19 protein-coding genes are annotated in these 15,905 nt (G+C 63.5%); 11 read left to right on the forward strand and 8 right to left on the reverse strand.

Features of this window, described 5'->3' with window-relative positions; translation table 11 throughout:
- Positions 1 to 144: 144 nt before the first annotated feature.
- The 7 genes from EV669_RS08825 (at position 145) to EV669_RS08855 (ending at position 4,889) form a co-directional block, all read left to right on the forward strand.
- Entirely contained in the window at positions 145 to 765 is a 621-nt protein-coding gene (locus tag EV669_RS08825; protein ID WP_055434170.1) for a riboflavin synthase, read from the forward strand.
- A 58-nt stretch (positions 766 to 823) separates the two neighbouring features.
- Positions 824 to 1,936 carry a bifunctional 3,4-dihydroxy-2-butanone-4-phosphate synthase/GTP cyclohydrolase II gene (ribBA, locus tag EV669_RS08830; RefSeq protein WP_055434169.1) on the forward strand — a complete coding sequence of 371 codons (1,113 nt, stop codon included), beginning with the start codon at positions 824 to 826 and terminating at the stop codon, positions 1,934 to 1,936.
- 42 nt (positions 1,937 to 1,978) lie between these two features.
- Positions 1,979 to 2,446, forward strand: a complete 468-nt coding sequence (ribH, locus tag EV669_RS08835) for a 6,7-dimethyl-8-ribityllumazine synthase (protein WP_054285794.1) — start codon at positions 1,979 to 1,981, stop codon at positions 2,444 to 2,446.
- Between the two features lie 62 nt (positions 2,447 to 2,508).
- On the forward strand, positions 2,509 to 2,955 hold the full coding sequence (gene nusB, locus EV669_RS08840; RefSeq protein ID WP_054285793.1) for a transcription antitermination factor NusB: 447 nt from the start codon (positions 2,509 to 2,511) through the stop codon (positions 2,953 to 2,955).
- A 55-nt stretch (positions 2,956 to 3,010) separates the two neighbouring features.
- Positions 3,011 to 3,970: a thiamine-phosphate kinase gene (gene thiL / locus EV669_RS08845; protein WP_132098447.1), complete on the forward strand. Its 960-nt coding sequence runs from the start codon at positions 3,011 to 3,013 to the stop codon at positions 3,968 to 3,970.
- Positions 3,948 to 4,451 carry a phosphatidylglycerophosphatase A family protein gene (locus tag EV669_RS08850; RefSeq protein ID WP_055434122.1) on the forward strand — a complete coding sequence of 168 codons (504 nt, stop codon included), beginning with the start codon at positions 3,948 to 3,950 and terminating at the stop codon, positions 4,449 to 4,451. Before thiL ends, EV669_RS08850 begins: the two co-directional genes overlap by 23 nt.
- Before the next feature lie 186 nt (positions 4,452 to 4,637).
- On the forward strand, positions 4,638 to 4,889 hold the full coding sequence (locus EV669_RS08855) for a hypothetical protein (RefSeq protein WP_235445506.1): 252 nt from the start codon (positions 4,638 to 4,640) through the stop codon (positions 4,887 to 4,889).
- Positions 4,890 to 4,904: 15 nt separating this feature from the next.
- Here the strand turns inward: EV669_RS08855 and EV669_RS08860 are convergent, their stop codons facing one another.
- Complete coding sequence (locus EV669_RS08860) at positions 4,905 to 6,065, reverse strand: tyrosine-type recombinase/integrase (protein WP_132098448.1); 1,161 nt, start codon at positions 6,063 to 6,065, stop codon at positions 4,905 to 4,907.
- A 176-nt stretch (positions 6,066 to 6,241) separates the two neighbouring features.
- Here EV669_RS08860 and EV669_RS08865 point away from each other — a divergent pair, with 176 nt between their 5' ends.
- A complete protein-coding gene (locus tag EV669_RS08865) occupies positions 6,242 to 7,306 on the forward strand; it encodes a DNA-binding protein (protein ID WP_055434121.1) in 1,065 nt (354 codons plus the stop codon).
- A gap of 61 nt (positions 7,307 to 7,367) precedes the next feature.
- Here the strand turns inward: EV669_RS08865 and EV669_RS08870 are convergent, their stop codons facing one another.
- The 5 genes from EV669_RS08870 to EV669_RS08890 form a co-directional block, all read right to left on the reverse strand.
- A complete protein-coding gene (locus tag EV669_RS08870) occupies positions 7,368 to 7,856 on the reverse strand; it encodes a GAF domain-containing protein (protein WP_054285788.1) in 489 nt (162 codons plus the stop codon).
- Positions 7,857 to 7,957: 101 nt separating this feature from the next.
- Positions 7,958 to 8,698, reverse strand: coding sequence for a beta-ketoacyl-ACP reductase (gene phbB, locus EV669_RS08875; protein ID WP_132098449.1), 741 nt, complete (start codon positions 8,696 to 8,698; stop codon positions 7,958 to 7,960).
- A 117-nt stretch (positions 8,699 to 8,815) separates the two neighbouring features.
- The gene (rsgA, locus tag EV669_RS08880; RefSeq protein WP_054285786.1) at positions 8,816 to 9,688 is read right to left on the reverse strand and encodes a ribosome small subunit-dependent GTPase A; all 873 of its coding nucleotides are present in this window, start codon (positions 9,686 to 9,688) and stop codon (positions 8,816 to 8,818) included.
- Positions 9,685 to 10,008, reverse strand: a complete 324-nt coding sequence (locus EV669_RS08885) for a 4a-hydroxytetrahydrobiopterin dehydratase (protein ID WP_054285785.1) — start codon at positions 10,006 to 10,008, stop codon at positions 9,685 to 9,687. The genes rsgA and EV669_RS08885 overlap by 4 nt, the downstream gene beginning before the upstream one ends.
- Positions 10,005 to 11,249 carry a M48 family metallopeptidase gene (locus tag EV669_RS08890; protein WP_055434118.1) on the reverse strand — a complete coding sequence of 415 codons (1,245 nt, stop codon included), beginning with the start codon at positions 11,247 to 11,249 and terminating at the stop codon, positions 10,005 to 10,007. The genes EV669_RS08885 and EV669_RS08890 overlap by 4 nt, the downstream gene beginning before the upstream one ends.
- A gap of 89 nt (positions 11,250 to 11,338) precedes the next feature.
- Here EV669_RS08890 and orn point away from each other — a divergent pair, with 89 nt between their 5' ends.
- Genes orn through EV669_RS08905 form a run of 3 tightly spaced genes read left to right on the forward strand, consistent with a single transcriptional unit; the run spans position 11,339 to position 14,097 of the window.
- Complete coding sequence (gene orn, locus EV669_RS08895; protein WP_054285783.1) at positions 11,339 to 11,890, forward strand: oligoribonuclease; 552 nt, start codon at positions 11,339 to 11,341, stop codon at positions 11,888 to 11,890.
- Positions 11,891 to 11,948: 58 nt separating this feature from the next.
- Positions 11,949 to 13,604 carry a glucose-6-phosphate isomerase gene (gene pgi / locus EV669_RS08900; protein WP_132098450.1) on the forward strand — a complete coding sequence of 552 codons (1,656 nt, stop codon included), beginning with the start codon at positions 11,949 to 11,951 and terminating at the stop codon, positions 13,602 to 13,604.
- Positions 13,594 to 14,097 carry a CinA family protein gene (locus tag EV669_RS08905; protein ID WP_132098451.1) on the forward strand — a complete coding sequence of 168 codons (504 nt, stop codon included), beginning with the start codon at positions 13,594 to 13,596 and terminating at the stop codon, positions 14,095 to 14,097. The genes pgi and EV669_RS08905 overlap by 11 nt, the downstream gene beginning before the upstream one ends.
- Here the strand turns inward: EV669_RS08905 and EV669_RS08910 are convergent.
- Both EV669_RS08910 and EV669_RS08915 read right to left on the reverse strand, forming a co-directional pair.
- A complete protein-coding gene (locus EV669_RS08910) occupies positions 14,094 to 15,023 on the reverse strand; it encodes a tyrosine recombinase XerC (RefSeq protein WP_318271397.1) in 930 nt (309 codons plus the stop codon). The two genes, EV669_RS08905 and EV669_RS08910, sit on opposite strands and share 4 nt — an antisense overlap.
- Complete coding sequence (locus EV669_RS08915) at positions 15,016 to 15,870, reverse strand: AAA family ATPase (RefSeq protein WP_054285780.1); 855 nt, start codon at positions 15,868 to 15,870, stop codon at positions 15,016 to 15,018. The genes EV669_RS08910 and EV669_RS08915 overlap by 8 nt, the downstream gene beginning before the upstream one ends.
- Positions 15,871 to 15,905 lie beyond the last annotated feature (35 nt).

Consider the following 15,905-nt stretch of genomic DNA (forward strand, 5'->3'; position numbering starts at 1 on the left):
GCTGGATTTTACTGTATTTACAGCGCCTTCACACGCCGCCGCACGACGGCCAGTGCGGATGGCATCGTCAGCCCTGCCGGCTTTGGCTATCATGTGGGCTTGAGCGGCACGCAAGCAGCGTGCCGGGCACTACCGGAATCCGACATGTTTACAGGAATCGTTCAGGGTATGGCCGAAGTCGTGGCCATCGAAGAGAAGGAAAACTTCCGCACCCATCGCGTTCGGCTGCCGCAGGGGTTGGCCGAAGGGCTGGCCGCCGGTGCCTCGGTGGCGCACAACGGATGTTGCCTGACGGTGACCCGGGTCGATGGCGATCTGGTTGACTTCGATCTGATGCAGGAAACCCTTCGCCTGACCAATCTTGGCCTGCTGGGCGTAGGGGACCGTGTCAACGTCGAGCGCGCAGCGCGTTTTGGTGACGAGATCGGTGGGCATGCGATGTCCGGACACATCCTGGGCACCGCTCCGGTGGTGGACGTGCTCACCACGCCCAACAACTGCCAGGTCTGGTTCGAGGTTCCAGTGGGCTGGGCCCGTTACATCTTCACCAAGGGTTACATCGGCATCGACGGCATCAGCCTGACGGTGGGCGCGGTTGAAGGCCGACGTTTTTGCGTGAACCTGATCCCCGAGACGCTCTCCCGCACCACGCTGGGCAGCCGTCGTCCGGGCGACCGCGTCAACATTGAGGTAGATCCGCAGACTCAGGCCATCGTCGACACCGTCGAACGCGTACTGGCGGCCCGCGACGCAGACTCCCGCTAACCCTCTTCACCCATATGCTCCGCTCCGCGCGGGGCCTAGCTACCGGATGGACAGCGCCATGAGCATTTCTCCGATCCAAGACATCATCGCCGATATCAAGGCCGGCCGCATGGTTGTCCTCGTCGACGCCGAAGACCGTGAAAACGAGGGCGATATTGTCATTGCCGCCGAACACGTTACCCCCGAAGCCATCAACTTCATGGCCAAACACGCGCGTGGACTGATCTGCCTTACCCTCAGCGAAGAGCGGTGCCGCCAGCTGAGCCTGCCCCTTATGGTCAGCCAGAATGGCACGCCGCATGGTACCAACTTCACTGTGTCCATCGAGGCGGCCGAAGGCGTTACCACCGGCATCTCCGCCGCAGACCGGGCCCGTACCGTGCAGGCCGCTGTGGCACGCCACGCCCGGCCGTCGGACCTGGTGCAGCCCGGGCACATTTTCCCGCTCAAGGCTCAGAAGGGCGGTGTACTGGTGCGGGCTGGCCATACTGAGGCGGGCTGCGATCTGGCCCAGTTGGCCGGGCTGGAGCCGGCGGCCGTCATCTGCGAGGTGATGAACGATGACGGCTCCATGGCCCGCTTGCCGGAACTGATGACCTTTGCTGCCGAGCACGGACTGAAGGTGGGTACGATTGCTGACCTGATCCATTACCGCAGCCAGACTGAATGCCTGGTGGAGCGTGTGGGCCAGCGGCCGGTGGAGACCCCGTTCGGTGCCTTCGAACTGCACGTCTTCCGCGATACCACCACAGGGGCCACGCATCTGGCGCTGGCGAAGGGACGCATCGACCGCAGCCATCCCACGCTGGTGCGCGTGCATGAGCCGTTCTCGGCCATGGATCTGCTCGATCCTTTGGCCACTCCTCATACCTGGACGGTGCCCAATGCACTCGAAGCCATCGAGGAAGAAGGATGCGGAGTGGTCGTGCTGCTGCATCGTACCGAAACCGGTGACACCCTGCTGGCACGGGCACTGCCCGGTGCGGGGCAGCCTGAAAAACCGCGCTGGGATAGCCGCAGCTTCGGCATCGGTGCGCAGATGCTCAAGGCGCTGGGGGTGGGTCGCATGCGTCTGATGTCCAGCCCGGTCAGCCTGCCCAGCATGCCGGGCTTCGGTCTGGAGGTGGTGGAGTTTTGCCAGCCTGAACATCTCTCGATCGAAATCGAGTAAAATGCCCGGCTTTCCTAACGTTTCGATTGTCAGGGGTGTGCCATGCTCGACGCGCTGAACCGCATTGTTCCGAATCTCGATGGCCGCGGGCTACGTATCGGGGTGGTGATGAGCCGCTTCAACGAGCCGGTCTGTGAGGGGCTGCGCGATGCGTGTCTGGCCGAGCTGGCCGTGCTGGGCGTTGGGGCACAGGATGTGACGCTGGCCACCGTTCCCGGGGCGCTGGAGATTCCTCTCGTGCTGCAGACGATGGCGGCAAGCGGGCGTTTTGACGCGCTGGTAGCGCTAGGTGCGGTGATCCGTGGCGAGACTTACCACTTCGAGCTGGTCTCGAATGAGTCGGGCGCTGCCATCACCCGGGTGGGTCTGGACGCACGTTTGCCCATCGCCAATGCCGTGCTGACCACCGAAACCGACGAGCAGGCCGAAGTGCGCATGCTCGAAAAAGGCCGTGATGCTGCCCGCGTGGCAGTAGAGATGGCCAATCTACAGAAGGCGCTGCGCGGCTGAACCGGCCGGCGTCTTACCCGGCGGCCCCCGTGGCCGCCTGTTCTTTTGCAAGGACCCTCCGTATGAAAACCGCCCGTCGCCGTGCGCGTGAATTTGCCGTGCAAGGCATCTACGAATGGCAGCTGAATCCGGACCGTCCGGCTTCGCTGATCGAAAAGCATCTCAAGGAAAACGATTACTTCGTGAAGGCCGACGAGGCCCTGTTCCGCACCCTGCTGTTCGGGGTGCTGCAGCAGGCCGAAGAGCTGAACGGTCGTGTGGCTCGCTATTTCGAGCGTGCGCCCGAGGATGTCAATCCGGTGGAGAAGGCCATCCTGCTGATGAGCGCCCTGGAGCTGACGCAGCACCCCGAAACGCCCTATCCGGTCATCATCAACGAAGCGATCGAGATCGCCAAGACCTTTGGCGGCACCGATGGGCACAAGTTCGTCAATGGTGTACTGGACAAGCTGGCAGCCGAGGTGCGTGCCGACGAGGTGGCAGCACAGAAGGCGCGGCGCCGCGACTGAGCGGGCGCCCGGTCAACAGACACCCGCCCAGGCGGGTGTTTTTGCATGAGCGTGCATGAACGAATTCGAACTGATCCGCCAGTACTTCGCCCGACCCGCCACCGACGCGGTGCTGGGTGTGGGGGACGACGCAGCCCTCCTTCGGCCAACCCCTGGCTGTGAACTGCATGTGGCGGTAGACATGCTGGTGGAAGGGCGCCACTTCTTCGCCGACGTGGACCCTGCCGACCTGGGTCACAAGACGCTGGCGGTCAACCTGTCGGACATGGCAGCCATGGGGGCGGTGCCACGCTGGGCACTGCTGTCGCTCGCTTTACCCCGGGCGGATACAGGCTGGGTGAGCCGGCTGGCCTCCGGGCTCTTCGCCTTGGCGGGGCGTCATGGCGTCACCCTCGTGGGTGGCGACACCACGCGCGGCCCCCTTACGCTCTCCCTGACCATCCTCGGCGAGGCACCGGCCGGCACCGCGCTGCGCCGTGATGGGTCCCGTGAGGGGGACGACATCTGGGTGAGCGGCGAACTGGGGCTGGCGGCGCTGGCGCTTGCTCACCGGCTGGGGACGTTGGATGAAGAGCTGCCGGATGAGGTGAGGGGGTTGGCCGAAGCCCGCATGGACCGCCCTGAGCCCCGGGTGGCACTTGGCGTGGCCCTTCGCGGCCTGGCCCACAGCGCCATCGATGTTTCCGACGGGTTGCTCGCGGACCTGAGTCATATCGCCGCCGCCTCTGGTGTGGCCGGCGAGGTGTGGCTGGACGCACTGCCAAGCCATCCGTGGATAGAGGCGCGCCGTGCCTGGTGCGCCGCGCTGCTCGCTGCAGGCGGTGACGATTACGAGCTGTGCTTCACCGCGCCGCGTTCGGCACGTGAAGCCGTCCTGCAGGCGGGAGCGCGCGCAGGCTGCCGGGTCAGCCGCATTGGCATGATCCATGCAGGGCAGGGGGTGGAACTACTGGATGCGCACGGTACGCCCTGTTATCTCGGAAGGAGCGGTTTTGACCACTTTGATACACCCTGACCGGCGCTTCCTGTTTGCCCACCCCGCCCATTTCCTGGCTTTGGGCTTTGGCAGCGGGCTGATGCGCCCGGCACCGGGTACATGGGGGACACTGGTGGCATTGCCGCTGGCCTGGCTCTGGTTCCGCTTCGGGGGCTCGCCTTTCCTGCTGGTACTGCTGTGCCTGCCGTTCTTCGGTCTGGGGGCTTGGGCGGCACGTGTCACCAGCCGCTCGCTGGGCGTGCACGATCATGGTTGTATCGTCTGGGACGAAGTAGTGGGCATGCTGCTGGTGCTGGCCCTGATCCCCGGTGACTGGCTCAGCTGGTGCATGGGTTTCGTGCTCTTCCGGCTCTTCGATATCTTCAAACCATGGCCGATCCGCTGGTTCGACGACCACGTGCATGGTGGAGCCGGCATCATGATCGACGATGTGGTGGCTGCCTTTCTCACCGTACTGGTGTTTCTGGCGGTGCATCGCTGGCTGCCCTACCTCTTCTAGTATGCCACGTGGGTTTTTTGGGGCTCGTCCAGGCTGTTGGCCCCGCAGTTGCTGGTGTTCGTGCTATCCTTCCGCCCCTTTTTGACGTCCTCACTCCGCATGAAAGACGCCTGCGATCACTATACGCTGGACCTCCTGGGCAATGTCCGCAGCAAACCGGGCAGAAAACCTCTGGGGGAAAAGGCGATGACCGTTGCTGAACGCAAGCGGCGCAGCAGGGCCCTGCGCCGCTACCGACTGCAGGAGCTGTCGGTGACGGTGGAGTTGTCGCGCGATGCGCAGAAGGCGCTGGATAAAATGATCGAATGGTGGGGGGTCAGCAAGAAAGAGGCGATCAACCGCGCCTTGGTGATCGCCCTACAGTCGCAGACCGGCCGCACCGGCTCGCTCTTCGACGACCCGCCCCCAAGCGAGGCCAAGAAAAAGCGCCGCCCCTAATTCAGAAAACCCGGCTCAATCGCCGGGTTTTTCCTTGTCGGTGTCGGAGGCGCGTGAACGCAAGCTGTGCACGCCGCTGGCCGCATGGCGTGCCTCATCTTCGGTATGAAGATAACGCCGCGTGGTCTGCAGGTTGCTGTGGCGCAGGTTCTGGCTGACCACGATCAGGGGGACGCCGGCTTCCAGCTGGTGGGTGGCGGCAGTGTGGCGCAGCCAGTGGGTGGTGGCTTGCTTCAGCTGCTGGCAGATTCCTGGGTCGTCTGTACGCTGCGCTGCACGGCGGAACAGCTCCCGCACAACAAGGTAGATACCCTTGTCGCCCAGCGGCAACAGGGGCCCGGCTTTGCGCAGCGGGATCTGCGCGAGTAAGGGGGTATCTTCACCCGGCGCCGGTTGGGCGGGCAAGCCCAAACTTTGCCGGTAGCGCTGGCAAGCGGCCATCAGCTCTTCGCTACAGGGAATGCGTGCGATTTTGCCGCCTTTTCCCTGCACTGCCCACCACCACAAGCCTTTGCGTTCGAAAAGATCTCCCATGCGCGCGCCGGCCACCTCGCTGCGCCGCGCGCCTGTCAAATACAGCAGACTGATCAGCCACAGCGCCCGCTCTGCGTGCGCCTGCTCCCGGGCCGTTTCCCTGGGGAGGGTTGCCACGCATTCCAGCACCGCCTGCCAAGCGGTCTCGCTGAGAAATCGCTCCTGCGTGCGCTGCGTGGGTGGGGCTTTCTGTCGCAGCAGCCGGAACGGGTTGCCGCTGACGAACCCGGCATGGTTTAGATAGCTATACAGCCCGGCCAGAATGGTCTGTGCCTGATGCTGGCTTGCGGCAGAGAGCGGGCCGGTCAGGGGCCGCCAGTCAGGGTGGATGCGTGGGCGGCTAGGGCCGGTCCAGTGTGCTGGCGGCGCTGCCAGAAAAGCCCGGTAGGCAAGCACATCCTCACGTTTCACCGTCCCCAGTTTCAAACCCAGCTCCCTCAGCCACAGCAAAAAGCGCTCGGCTTCCTTGCGGTAAGCCGCCCAAGTGCGGGGGCGGTCTGCGTATTCTGCCAGCCAGATCGCTACTGCCTGCTCGTCGCTGCGGGCGGCAAGCAGGGGCGTTGCCGCTGCGTTCGAAGCCGACTCGACAGATGCGGTAGCCCAGGCAGGCGGAGCCAAGAGGGGAGTAGGGAAGGGGGGCATAGCGTTAAGATTAGTGGGTGATTTTCGTAGTGGAATGCGGCGTACTTTAACGCAAATTGTTCCGATAAGTTAAATTATCGGAAATAAAAACAGAAGATATGTAAAAAATTAATGTATTACATAATCTAATATCCAAACTTCTCTGTATAATGGCGAACGCCCTTTAAGGAGAACCCATGGCGTCCGATATCTATGCCCGTATCCGAGCGGCCGCTGCCGAACTGGCCGCGGCCGGAATTTGGCCAACCGTCACCGAGGTGCGCAGCAGGCTCGGCAGCGGCTCGAATACCACCATCAATGCCACCCTCAAGGAGTGGCGACAGGAGTTCCTGGCTCGGATGGCCCTGACGGCCAAACGGCCCGACTGGCCCCAGGGGCTTGCTGCGGCATTCGACACGGTATGGCAGCAGGCCTGTCATGAAGCCGAATCCAACTTGGAACAGGCCCGTGCCGAAGCCCGGGCAGAGGCAGAGACCTTGGGGGTTGCATTAAAAGACGCGCAGGCGCGAGAGATCGAACTCGTGCACCGCAACGATGCGCTGGCTTCCAGTCTTGCGGAAAGTGAGGCCCAGCGGGCCCAGATGGCCGCTACCCTGGCCGAGCGCGAGGAGCTGCTCGCTCGCCAAGGGCGCGATCTTGAAGAGGCGCGGCGCACCCTGGCAGAGCTGGCCGCCCGAGAGGCTGCGCAGCGCCAAGAGCATCAGGAAAGGTTGGCCGAAGCCGAGGCCCGAGCCGAAATGCAGCTTGCCGCCGAGCGTGAGGCAGGGCGCAAACGGGAGGAGCTGGCTTACGAACGTCTGGAAGGCGTACGCGTCCGTCTCTACGAGCAGGTGGAAGAGGAACGCAAGCTGATGAAGCAGTCGCTGACCTCGATGGAACGTCAGATGGCGCGCACGAAAGCAGAAGCGGAAACGCTCGAGGCTTCGCTAAGGAGCGCGCTTTCCGACAAGGATCGGGCCTTGGGTGCAGCCAATGCCGAAGCCGATGGTTTGCGGCGGCAGCTAGAGGAAGGTCGTACCCACCAGGATGCGCTTGAGCAGACGCATCGGCAGATGCAGACTCAGCTGCTGGCTTTGCAGTCAGAGCTGGCCTTGTTGGCAGCTCGTCATCAGGCTGCTCTGGAACTGAAGGCAGAGCGGTTGCGGGACAGTCTGGCAGGGTTGGCCGAAAAAGAAGGCGGACTGGATGCGCGGCTTCGGGCAGTGCTGCTAGGCCTGGTGGACGACATCATGAAGCCCTGACAGAGGGAGGGGCTGGGCAAGACAGTGCGCTGGTGCCGCGGCCGACACCAGCATTTTCACATCAGGCCGTGAACAGGTGGGTCAGCGAGGCTACGATGGCTTCCAAGTAACGGGCATCGGTTTCGTCGAACTGGCCGGGCGCGGTGGCGTCCACGTCCAGCACGCCCACCACGTCGCCTGCCGCATTCCTTAGCGGCACCACAACCTCTGAGCGCGACAGCGACGAGCAGGCGATATGGCCCGGGAAAGCGTCCACGTCCGGCACCACCAGAGTACGGTTTTGCTGCCAGGCGGCGCCACACACACCCTTGCCGAAGCCGATGCGCGTGCAGGCGATCGGCCCTTGGAAGGGCCCGAGGACCAATTCCCCGTTCTTTACCAGGTAGAACCCGGTCCACAGCCAATCGAAGGTGTGGTGCAGGGCTGCCGCCAGATTGGCCAGCGCAGCCACCAGATCGGTCTCGTGCACGACCAGTGCCTCGGTCTGCGGCAGCAGGGTACGGTATTTTTCTTCCTTGGTTTCGCCCGAAACCAGCAGGCTCTCAGCCATGGGGGGTCTCCATTATCATGTTTTCCTTCACTGCCAAGCTTACCAGACTGGAACACGAAAAGACCCGGGTCTGTGCCGAACGCAAAAGGAGTCCGGCGCGGTTACATCATGTGCTGGCCACCATTGATGGAAAGGTTGGCGCCGGTCATGAACGAGGCCAGGTCGGAGACGAGATAGGCCACCAGCGCCGCGACTTCCTCGGGCTTGCCCAGCCGGCCCACAGGGATCTGGGCGATGATCTTGTTGCGCACGTCCTCCGGCACGGCCATGACCATGTCGGTACCAATGTAGCCGGGCGAGATGGTGTTCACTGTCACGCCCTTGCGTGCCACTTCCTGCGCCAGCGCCTTGGTGAAGCCGTGCATGCCTGCCTTGGCCGCAGAGTAGTTGGCTTGGCCGAACTGACCTTTCTGACCGTTGATCGAGGAGATGTTGACGATGCGGCCCCAGCCGCGCTCGGTCATGCTGTCGAGCACCGGCTTGGTCATGTTGAACAGCGAGTCGAGGTTGGTGCTGATGACCGCACGCCAGTCCTCCAGCGTCATCTTGCGGAAAGTACCGTCCCGTGTGATGCCGGCATTGTTGACGAGGATGTCGATCGGGCCGACCTCGCGGCTTACCGTCTGTGCCAAGGCCTCGCAGGCGGCTGCATCCGTCACGTCGCAAGCATAACCGTGGACCTGATAGCCAGCGGCTTCCATCTCGGCTACCCAGGCTGCTTCCTTGCCGGGCTTGCTGCAGGTGCCCACCACCGTGTGGCCGGCTTCGGCCAATGCGCGGCAGATGGCCGTTCCGATACCGCCCATGCCTCCGGTTACCAGTGCAATGCGGGGTGTAGTCATAAGTGTCGGCTCCATTTCTGTTCTAGTGGAAAGCGGCTACGGTACTGCTATGCCGTTATTCTTTTTTTACAGAATAGAAGCCAGCCTGAAGGAAGTAAATCCCCGAAGACAAAAGGGTTATGGCTGACTGCGGTTGCGGTTGGTCAGGCGTTGCAGGAGTTCCAGCCGCGATGGACGGATCGTACCCGCTTCCACTGCCGCCTTGATGGCGCACCCGGGCTCGGCACGGTGGGTGCAGTTGTGAAAGCGGCAGTGCCCAAGCAGGGGACGCATTTCCGGAAAATAGCTGGCCAGCGCGGTGGCTTCCAGGTGCGATAGCCCAAACTCCTGCAGCCCGGGCGAATCGATCAGGTCGCTGTTTCCGTCCAGATGGTAGAGCGTGGCGTGGGTAGTGGTGTGACGGCCGGTATCCAGGGCGGTGGAGATCTCGCCAGTGCGTGCACCCGCGTCGGGCAGCAAGGCATTGGTAAGCGTGGATTTACCCATACCCGACTGGCCCACCAGCACGCTGGTGTGTCCCTTCAGCAGCGGACGCAGCGGCTCTATGCTGTCGCGGGCCGAAAGCACCACCAGCTGGTAGCCCAGCGCCTGATAGGGCGAGAGCCTGTCCAGCAGTTGGGATGTCTCGGGCAGGTCGGCCTTGTTGACGACGATGATCGGCTCGATATCACCGGCCTCGGCCGCCAGCAGGCAGCGGTTGATGAATTCTTCGCTGGGTGAGGGCACGGCAGCGGTCACCAGCAAGAGGCGCGTCACGTTGGCCGCGATCAGTTTGGTGCGCCAGTCGTCCTGGCGGTAGAGCAGGCTGCGGCGTGGCTGCGCGCCTTCGATGACGGCCTGTTCGCTATTTTGCACCGTCAGGTCTACGCGGTCGCCACAGGCATAGTCCACACGCTTGCCGCGCGTGGTGCAATCGTAGACGGTGCCGTCCGTTGCTTCGACGATGAAGCGGCGCCCGTGGCTGCGGATGATCTGGCCGGCGGTCTTCATCGTGGCAGCAGAGCCTCGGCCTTGGCGGCACAGATGAAGTCGTTGAGCGTCAGGCCGCCTGCATCATGGGTAGAAAAGCATACCCTCACCCGGTTGTAGTGCACCGAAAGATCGGGATGATGGTCCTCGGTATGGGCCACCCAGGCCAGGGCATTCACGAAGGCCATTGTGCGGTAGTAGTCGTCAAACGCAAAGGTTTTCACCAGCTCGATGCCTTGGCGTTCCCAGCCCGGCAGGGTGTCGAGCAGGCGCGCCACTTCGTCGTCACCTAAGGGCAAGGTGCCATGCTGGGGCGTGCAGTGCTGGGCGGTCAGATTCATGCGTTCAGTCCTTTCAGGTGTCCGATGCGCAGGGCAGCGGGCGGGTGGGAGTCGTAAAAGGCAGAGTGCATCGGGTCCGGCGTGAGGGTCGAGGCATTGTCACGATAGAGCTTGACCAGCGCGCTGACGAGCGCATCGGCGCGTGCTTCGGTTGCGGCAAACGCGTCGGCCTCGTATTCGTGCCGACGCGAAAGCAGGCTGGAGAGCGGCGTGAACACAAAGGTGAACACCGGCATCACCAATGTGAAGAGCACCAAGGCCACAGCCGTGCCCGGCTGGCTCACGCCAAGGCCGGCGTAAAACCATGCCTGATCCAGCAACTGGCCCAGCAGGTACAGGAAGCCCAGCGTCAGTGCAAAGCTGAATATCATGCGCTGTGTGATGTGGCGCCGTCGGAAGTGTCCCAGCTCGTGGGCCAGCACAGCCTCGATCTCCTCATCGTCCAGCTCCTTGAGCAGCGTATCGAAAAAGACGATGCGCTTGGCGCGGCCCATGCCGGTGAAGTAGGCATTGCCATGGCTGGAGCGGCGCGAGCCATCCATGACAAAGATTCCGTTGCTGGCAAAACCGGTACGGGCCAGTAGTGCTTCGATGCGCGCACGCAGCGCCCCCTGCGCCAGCGGGGTGAAGCGGTTGAAAAGCGGGGCGATGAAAGTGGGGTACAGAACCAGCATCAACAGGCTGAAACCGCTCCATACCAGCCACGCATACAGCCACCACAGCGAGCCGGAGGCCTGCATCAGAAAGAGGATCACCCCGGCAAGCGGCAGGCCGATCAGCGCCCCTAGCAGCAACCCTTTGATCGCATCGGCCAGCCACAGGCGGAATGTCATGCGGTTGAATCCGAAGCGCCGCTCGATGCCGAAGGTGGTGTAAAGCCCGAAAGGCAGCGAGACCAGCATCGATACACCCGCTACCAGGGCGATCAGCAGGATGCCGCGGGACAGCTCACCGCCTGCAAGGTTGGCCGAAAGCCATTGCAGCGCGTCCAGCCCGCCGCCGAGCGTCAGTACGGCCACGAGCACGGTGTCGGCCAGAGCCTGGAACAGGCCCAGCCTGGTCTTGGCAGTGGTGTAGTCGGCTGCCTTCTGGTGGGCAGCCAGGCTGATAGTGCCGGCGAACGCCTCGGGTACCGCATCACGATGGCGCGCCACATGGCGCAGATGACGCACGGACAGCATCCAGCGCAGGGCAAGGGTGAAGATCAGTGCGCCGATAAAGGCGTAGGTGAACGGGTTCATGGCTGTGGCAGGAACGGATGGACGCTGCGTCGTTGCCCCGTAGGCAACCTTCGCAGACAATAGAAGGATTCATCGAAAGAAGACGAAGTATGGCACAAGATCAGAACAACCTCATCTGGCTGGACATGGAAATGACCGGTCTCAACCCCGATTCTGACCGCATCATCGAAGTGGCGGTCGTTGTGACTGACAGCCACCTCAACGTTGTGGCCGAATCGCCGGTGTATGTAGTGCACCAGAGCGATGACATCCTCAACGGCATGGATGCCTGGAACACCTCCACCCATGCCCGCACCGGGCTGACCGAGCGCGTCCGGGCCTCCACCTTCAGCGAGGCCGATGTCCAGCAGAAGCTGCTGGATTTCCTGGGCGAGCACGTACCCCGGCGCGCGTCGCCGATGTGCGGCAATTCCATCTGCCAAGATCGACGCTTCATGGCGCGCTGGATGCCTGAGCTGGAGGACTACTTTCACTACCGCAATCTTGATGTCTCCACTCTTAAGGAACTGTGCAAGCGCTGGAAGCCCGAGATCGCCAAGGGCGTGGTGAAAAAAGGTCGCCACGAAGCGCTGGCCGACATCCTCGAGTCGATCGAGGAGCTGCGCTACTACCGCGAGCACTTTCTGCGCATCGAAGCCTGACCTCCTGCAACCGGACGGGCGGCCTTCTGCCGCCCGTCGCTCTGTTCGTGTCCGACCGATGACCATTCCCCGCCATAACGACATCAATGCCAGCCCGGTCTGGGCCAAGCTGCACCAGCACCAGCGTGCCACCCGGCACATGCACATGCGCGAACTGTTCGATACCGACCCGCGGCGCTTCGACAAGTTCTCGCTGGAATTCGACGGCCTGCTGCTGGACTACTCCAAGAATCGCCTGACCGAACGGACGCTGTCGCTGCTGTTCGAACTGGCCGAGGCTGCTGACCTGACCGGGTGGATGGATCGGATGCGCAGTGGCGAGCGGATCAACATCAGTGAGAACAGGTCGGTGCTGCACACCGCGCTGCGCCTGCCCGAAAGCGCCAGCCTGATGGTGGACGGTCGCAATGTGGTGCCCGAAGTGCATGCCGTGCTGCGGGCGATGAAGCAGTTTACTGATACCGTGCGCGCCGGTGCCTGGCACGGCATCGACGGGCGACCGGTAACCGATGTGGTCAACCTCGGCATCGGTGGCTCGGACCTGGGGCCGCAAGTGGTGACCGAGGCGCTGGCGCCCTATGCCACGCCCGATCTTCGGATCCACTTTGTCTCCAACGTGGACGGGCAGGACATTGCACGCACGCTGGCCCGCCTGCAGCCGGAAACCACGCTCTTCATCGTGGCCTCCAAGTCGTTTACCACGCCAGAGACGCTGCTCAACGCCGAAGCCGCCAAGAAGTGGTTCGTAAAGCGCACGGGGCAGGGCGACATCCGCCGTCACTTCGTGGCTGTTTCGGCCAACCCCGAGGCGGTGGAGGCCTTCGGCATCGACCCGGCGAACCGCTTCACTTTCTGGGATTGGGTGGGGGGCCGCTATTCTGTCTGGTCTGCGATCGGCCTGCCGGTGATGATGGCGGTAGGGTACGAGCGCTTCTGCCAGCTTCTGGATGGCGCCCATACCATGGACAACCATTTCTTCGGTGCGTCGTTCACCCGCAACATGCCGGTGATCCTGGCGCTGATCGGGGTGTGGTACAACACCTTCTACGGTGCGCACACCCACGCCATCATGCCCTACGACCATGGCCTGCGCCGGCTGCCGGCCCACATCCAGCAGCTGGATATGGAGTCCAACGGCAAGCGCGTGGGGCGCCACGGTGAGCGGCTGGATTTCGATACCGGGCCGGTCATCTGGGGGGAGGAGGGCGTCAACAGCCAGCATGCCTTCTTCCAGCTGCTGCATCAGGGCACGCGACTGGTGCCGTGCGACTTCATCGTACCGATGAACACCCATTACCCCGTCGACCACCAGCACGCGGTGCTGGTGGCCAACTGCTTTGCGCAGTCCGAGGCACTGATGCGCGGCAAGGGAGAGGCAGAGGTACTGGCGGAGCTGGCCCATTTAACAGGTGACGAGCTGGACATGCTGCTGCCGCAGAAGCTGTTCCCGGGCAACCAGCCGTCCAACACGCTGGCCCTCGATCGCGTCACGCCCCGCACCCTGGGCATGCTGCTCGCTCTTTATGAACACAGGGTGTTCGTGCAGGGCGTGATCTGGGGCATCAATTCCTTCGATCAGTGGGGTGTGGAATACGGCAAGCAGCTGGCGCGCCGCATCCTGCCCGAGCTTAAGGCGCCGGATCAGGCGCTGGCGCACGACAGTTCCACCAACGGCCTGATCCGCCATTTCCGGCGTCAATACCATGCAGACTGAAAACGAACTTGCCGCTCGCCTGGGCGATTTGCTTTCCGAACACAAGCAGCGGGTGGCCACGGCCGAGTCCTGTACCGGCGGTCGGATTGCCGCATCCCTGACTTCGGTGTCTGGCTGCTCGGCCTGGTTCGGCTTTGGCTGGGTCACCTACAGCTATCCGGCCAAGATGTCCGAACTGGGCGTGCAGGCCGAAACGCTGGAGCGCGACGGGGCCGTCAGCGAACAGACGGTACGGGAAATGGCCTCCGGCGCGCTGGAGCGCTCCGGCGCCGACTGGGCGGTCGCTGTGTCCGGTATTGCCGGACCGGGCGGTGGCGGCGAGAAGAAGCCTGTGGGCACGGTATGGTTCGGCCTGGCCGGTCGCAAGGGGTTGCTGGAGTGCGTGCAGAAGCAGTTCGAGGGCGACCGGGATGCGGTGCGCCGGCAGGCGACCGAGGCCGCGCTGCAGTTGCTAATCGAGCGCGTCGAACAGCAGGTGAAGGATCCGGGCTAGTCCTCGGCCTTGTCTGCCGGCACGGCCGGGTCAGGGTGGTCTTCCAAGCGTGCCCGCGGATGGGTGGCATCGTACACCCGCGCCAGGTGCTGGAAGTCCAGCCGGGTATAGATTTGGGTGGTGGAAAGGTCGGCGTGGCCCAAGAGCTCCTGGACTGCGCGCAAGTCGCCGGAAGACTGCAGCACATGCGAGGCAAAGGCATGCCTCAGCATGTGTGGATGCACCGGTTCGCTGCCGCCGGCCAGCAGGTTCCAGCGATCCAGCCTTTTCTGCACCTGCCGGTTGCCCAGCCGCCCGCCCCGGATGGTAAGGAACAGCGCCTCGCTGCCGGACGGCCGGCAGGCCAGCCAGACCGTCAGGGCTTCCGCTGCCTGCCGGCCTACCGGAATCAGCCGGTCCTTGTTGCCCTTGCCTGCAACATGCACAAGCCGCCCCGCCAGATCGAGATCGTTCACGTTCAGCGCCGTCAGCTCGGACAGGCGCAATCCCGACGAATACAGCAGTTCGAACATCGCCCGATCGCGCACTGCCAAGAGGTCGTTGCCGACGTCCGCTTCCAGCAGCCCCGCCATCCGGTCCGCGCCCGGGGCCTTCGGTAGCAGGCGGGCATCCCGGGGGGCCTTCAGTCCGGCGCAAGGGTTGGCCGAACCACCGTTCGCCCCACCCAGCCAGGCAAAGAACCGCCGCCAGGCCGAAAGCATGCGTGCAATGGTTCGGCCAACCTTGCCCTCATCGGTCAGCCGGGCAATCGCCTTCTGCAGATCACGCCGGCCTACCTCTGACGGTGAGCGTGCAGGGAGCAGGCGGGCCAGGGCTTCCAGGTCCCGGCGATAGGCTTCGCGCGTGCGCGGGCTTTTGCCCTCGCTATGCAGCATGTCGTCGAAGCCGTCGATCGCCGCCGACCAGCCGTGAACGGTTTCAGCCACGGCGCAGCCGTCCCATCTGCAGCAGACGCTCGATTAGCCCCAGGTCTTGCTCGGTCTTGAGCAGGGCACCCGAAAGCGGTGGCAGGGCTTGGCCGGTGCGGGCGGGTGCCAAGTCTTCCGCCTCCAGCCGTTCGGCTGTCAGTAGCTTCAACCAGTCCAGCAGTTCGGACGTGCTCGGCTTCTTCTTCAGCCCCGGCGTCTCGCGCAGGTTCAGGAATACCTCCAGCGCCTCCTGAACCAGCGCTGCCTGCAGGCCCGGGAAGTGCACGTTCACAATCGCTGCCAGCGTTTCAGCGTCTGGGAAACGGATGTAGTGGAAGAAACAGCGGCGCAGGAAAGCGTCGGGCAGCTCCTTCTCGTTGTTGGAGGTGATAAGGATGATCGGACGCTGGCGCGCGCGCACGAACTCTTGCGTCTCGTGCACGAAGAATTCCATCTGGTCCAGCTCGCGCAACAGGTCGTTGGGAAATTCGATATCCGCCTTGTCGATTTCGTCGATCAGCAGTACGGGGGCCACGTCGGCCTCGAAGGCCTGCCACAGTTTGCCCTTGACGATGTAATGGCGGATGTCGTGCACCCGCGGGTCGCCCAACTGGGAGTCGCGCAGGCGCGAGACGGCATCGTACTCATACAGGCCGTGGTGAGCCTTGGTGGTGGACTTGATCGGCCATACGATCAGCTCGCGCCCCAAGGCACGGGCCACCTCTTCGGCCAACATTGTCTTGCCGGTACCCGGTTCGCCCTTGATGAGTAGCGGGCGTTCCAGCGTGACGGCTGCGTTCACGGCCAGCATCAGGTCCTCGGTGGCTACATAGCGGTCGGTACCGGTGAATCGGGTGTCAGTCATGGTCGGTCAGACAAAACGAAGCCGCCCGCCACAGG

Origin of the sequence: Gulbenkiania mobilis (genome assembly GCA_004346645.1) — a bacterium.
GTDB lineage: Bacteria > Pseudomonadota > Gammaproteobacteria > Burkholderiales > Chromobacteriaceae > Gulbenkiania > Gulbenkiania mobilis.

What these genes read in the sequence shown, in the direction of transcription:
- EV669_RS08885 (WP_054285785.1), bottom strand. Translation starts at nt 10,008, where the DNA reads ATGAATCTGACCGCCCAGCACTGCACGCCCCAGCATGGCACCTTGCCC.
- EV669_RS08860 (WP_132098448.1), bottom strand. Translation starts at nt 6,065, where the DNA reads ATGCCCCCCTTCCCTACTCCCCTCTTGGCTCCGCCTGCCTGGGCTACC.
- EV669_RS08915 (WP_054285780.1), bottom strand. Translation starts at nt 15,870, where the DNA reads ATGACTGACACCCGATTCACCGGTACCGACCGCTATGTAGCCACCGAG.
- rsgA (WP_054285786.1), bottom strand. Translation starts at nt 9,688, where the DNA reads ATGAAGACCGCCGGCCAGATCATCCGCAGCCACGGGCGCCGCTTCATC.
- EV669_RS08870 (WP_054285788.1), bottom strand. Translation starts at nt 7,856, where the DNA reads ATGGCTGAGAGCCTGCTGGTTTCGGGCGAAACCAAGGAAGAAAAATAC.
- orn (WP_054285783.1), top strand. Translation starts at nt 11,339, where the DNA reads ATGGCACAAGATCAGAACAACCTCATCTGGCTGGACATGGAAATGACC.
- EV669_RS08855 (WP_235445506.1), top strand. Translation starts at nt 4,638, where the DNA reads ATGACCGTTGCTGAACGCAAGCGGCGCAGCAGGGCCCTGCGCCGCTAC.
- EV669_RS08825 (WP_055434170.1), top strand. Translation starts at nt 145, where the DNA reads ATGTTTACAGGAATCGTTCAGGGTATGGCCGAAGTCGTGGCCATCGAA.
- phbB (WP_132098449.1), bottom strand. Translation starts at nt 8,698, where the DNA reads ATGACTACACCCCGCATTGCACTGGTAACCGGAGGCATGGGCGGTATC.
- EV669_RS08890 (WP_055434118.1), bottom strand. Translation starts at nt 11,249, where the DNA reads ATGAACCCGTTCACCTACGCCTTTATCGGCGCACTGATCTTCACCCTT.
- ribBA (WP_055434169.1), top strand. Translation starts at nt 824, where the DNA reads ATGAGCATTTCTCCGATCCAAGACATCATCGCCGATATCAAGGCCGGC.
- thiL (WP_132098447.1), top strand. Translation starts at nt 3,011, where the DNA reads ATGAACGAATTCGAACTGATCCGCCAGTACTTCGCCCGACCCGCCACC.
- pgi (WP_132098450.1), top strand. Translation starts at nt 11,949, where the DNA reads ATGACCATTCCCCGCCATAACGACATCAATGCCAGCCCGGTCTGGGCC.
- EV669_RS08865 (WP_055434121.1), top strand. Translation starts at nt 6,242, where the DNA reads ATGGCGTCCGATATCTATGCCCGTATCCGAGCGGCCGCTGCCGAACTG.
- ribH (WP_054285794.1), top strand. Translation starts at nt 1,979, where the DNA reads ATGCTCGACGCGCTGAACCGCATTGTTCCGAATCTCGATGGCCGCGGG.
- EV669_RS08905 (WP_132098451.1), top strand. Translation starts at nt 13,594, where the DNA reads ATGCAGACTGAAAACGAACTTGCCGCTCGCCTGGGCGATTTGCTTTCC.
- nusB (WP_054285793.1), top strand. Translation starts at nt 2,509, where the DNA reads ATGAAAACCGCCCGTCGCCGTGCGCGTGAATTTGCCGTGCAAGGCATC.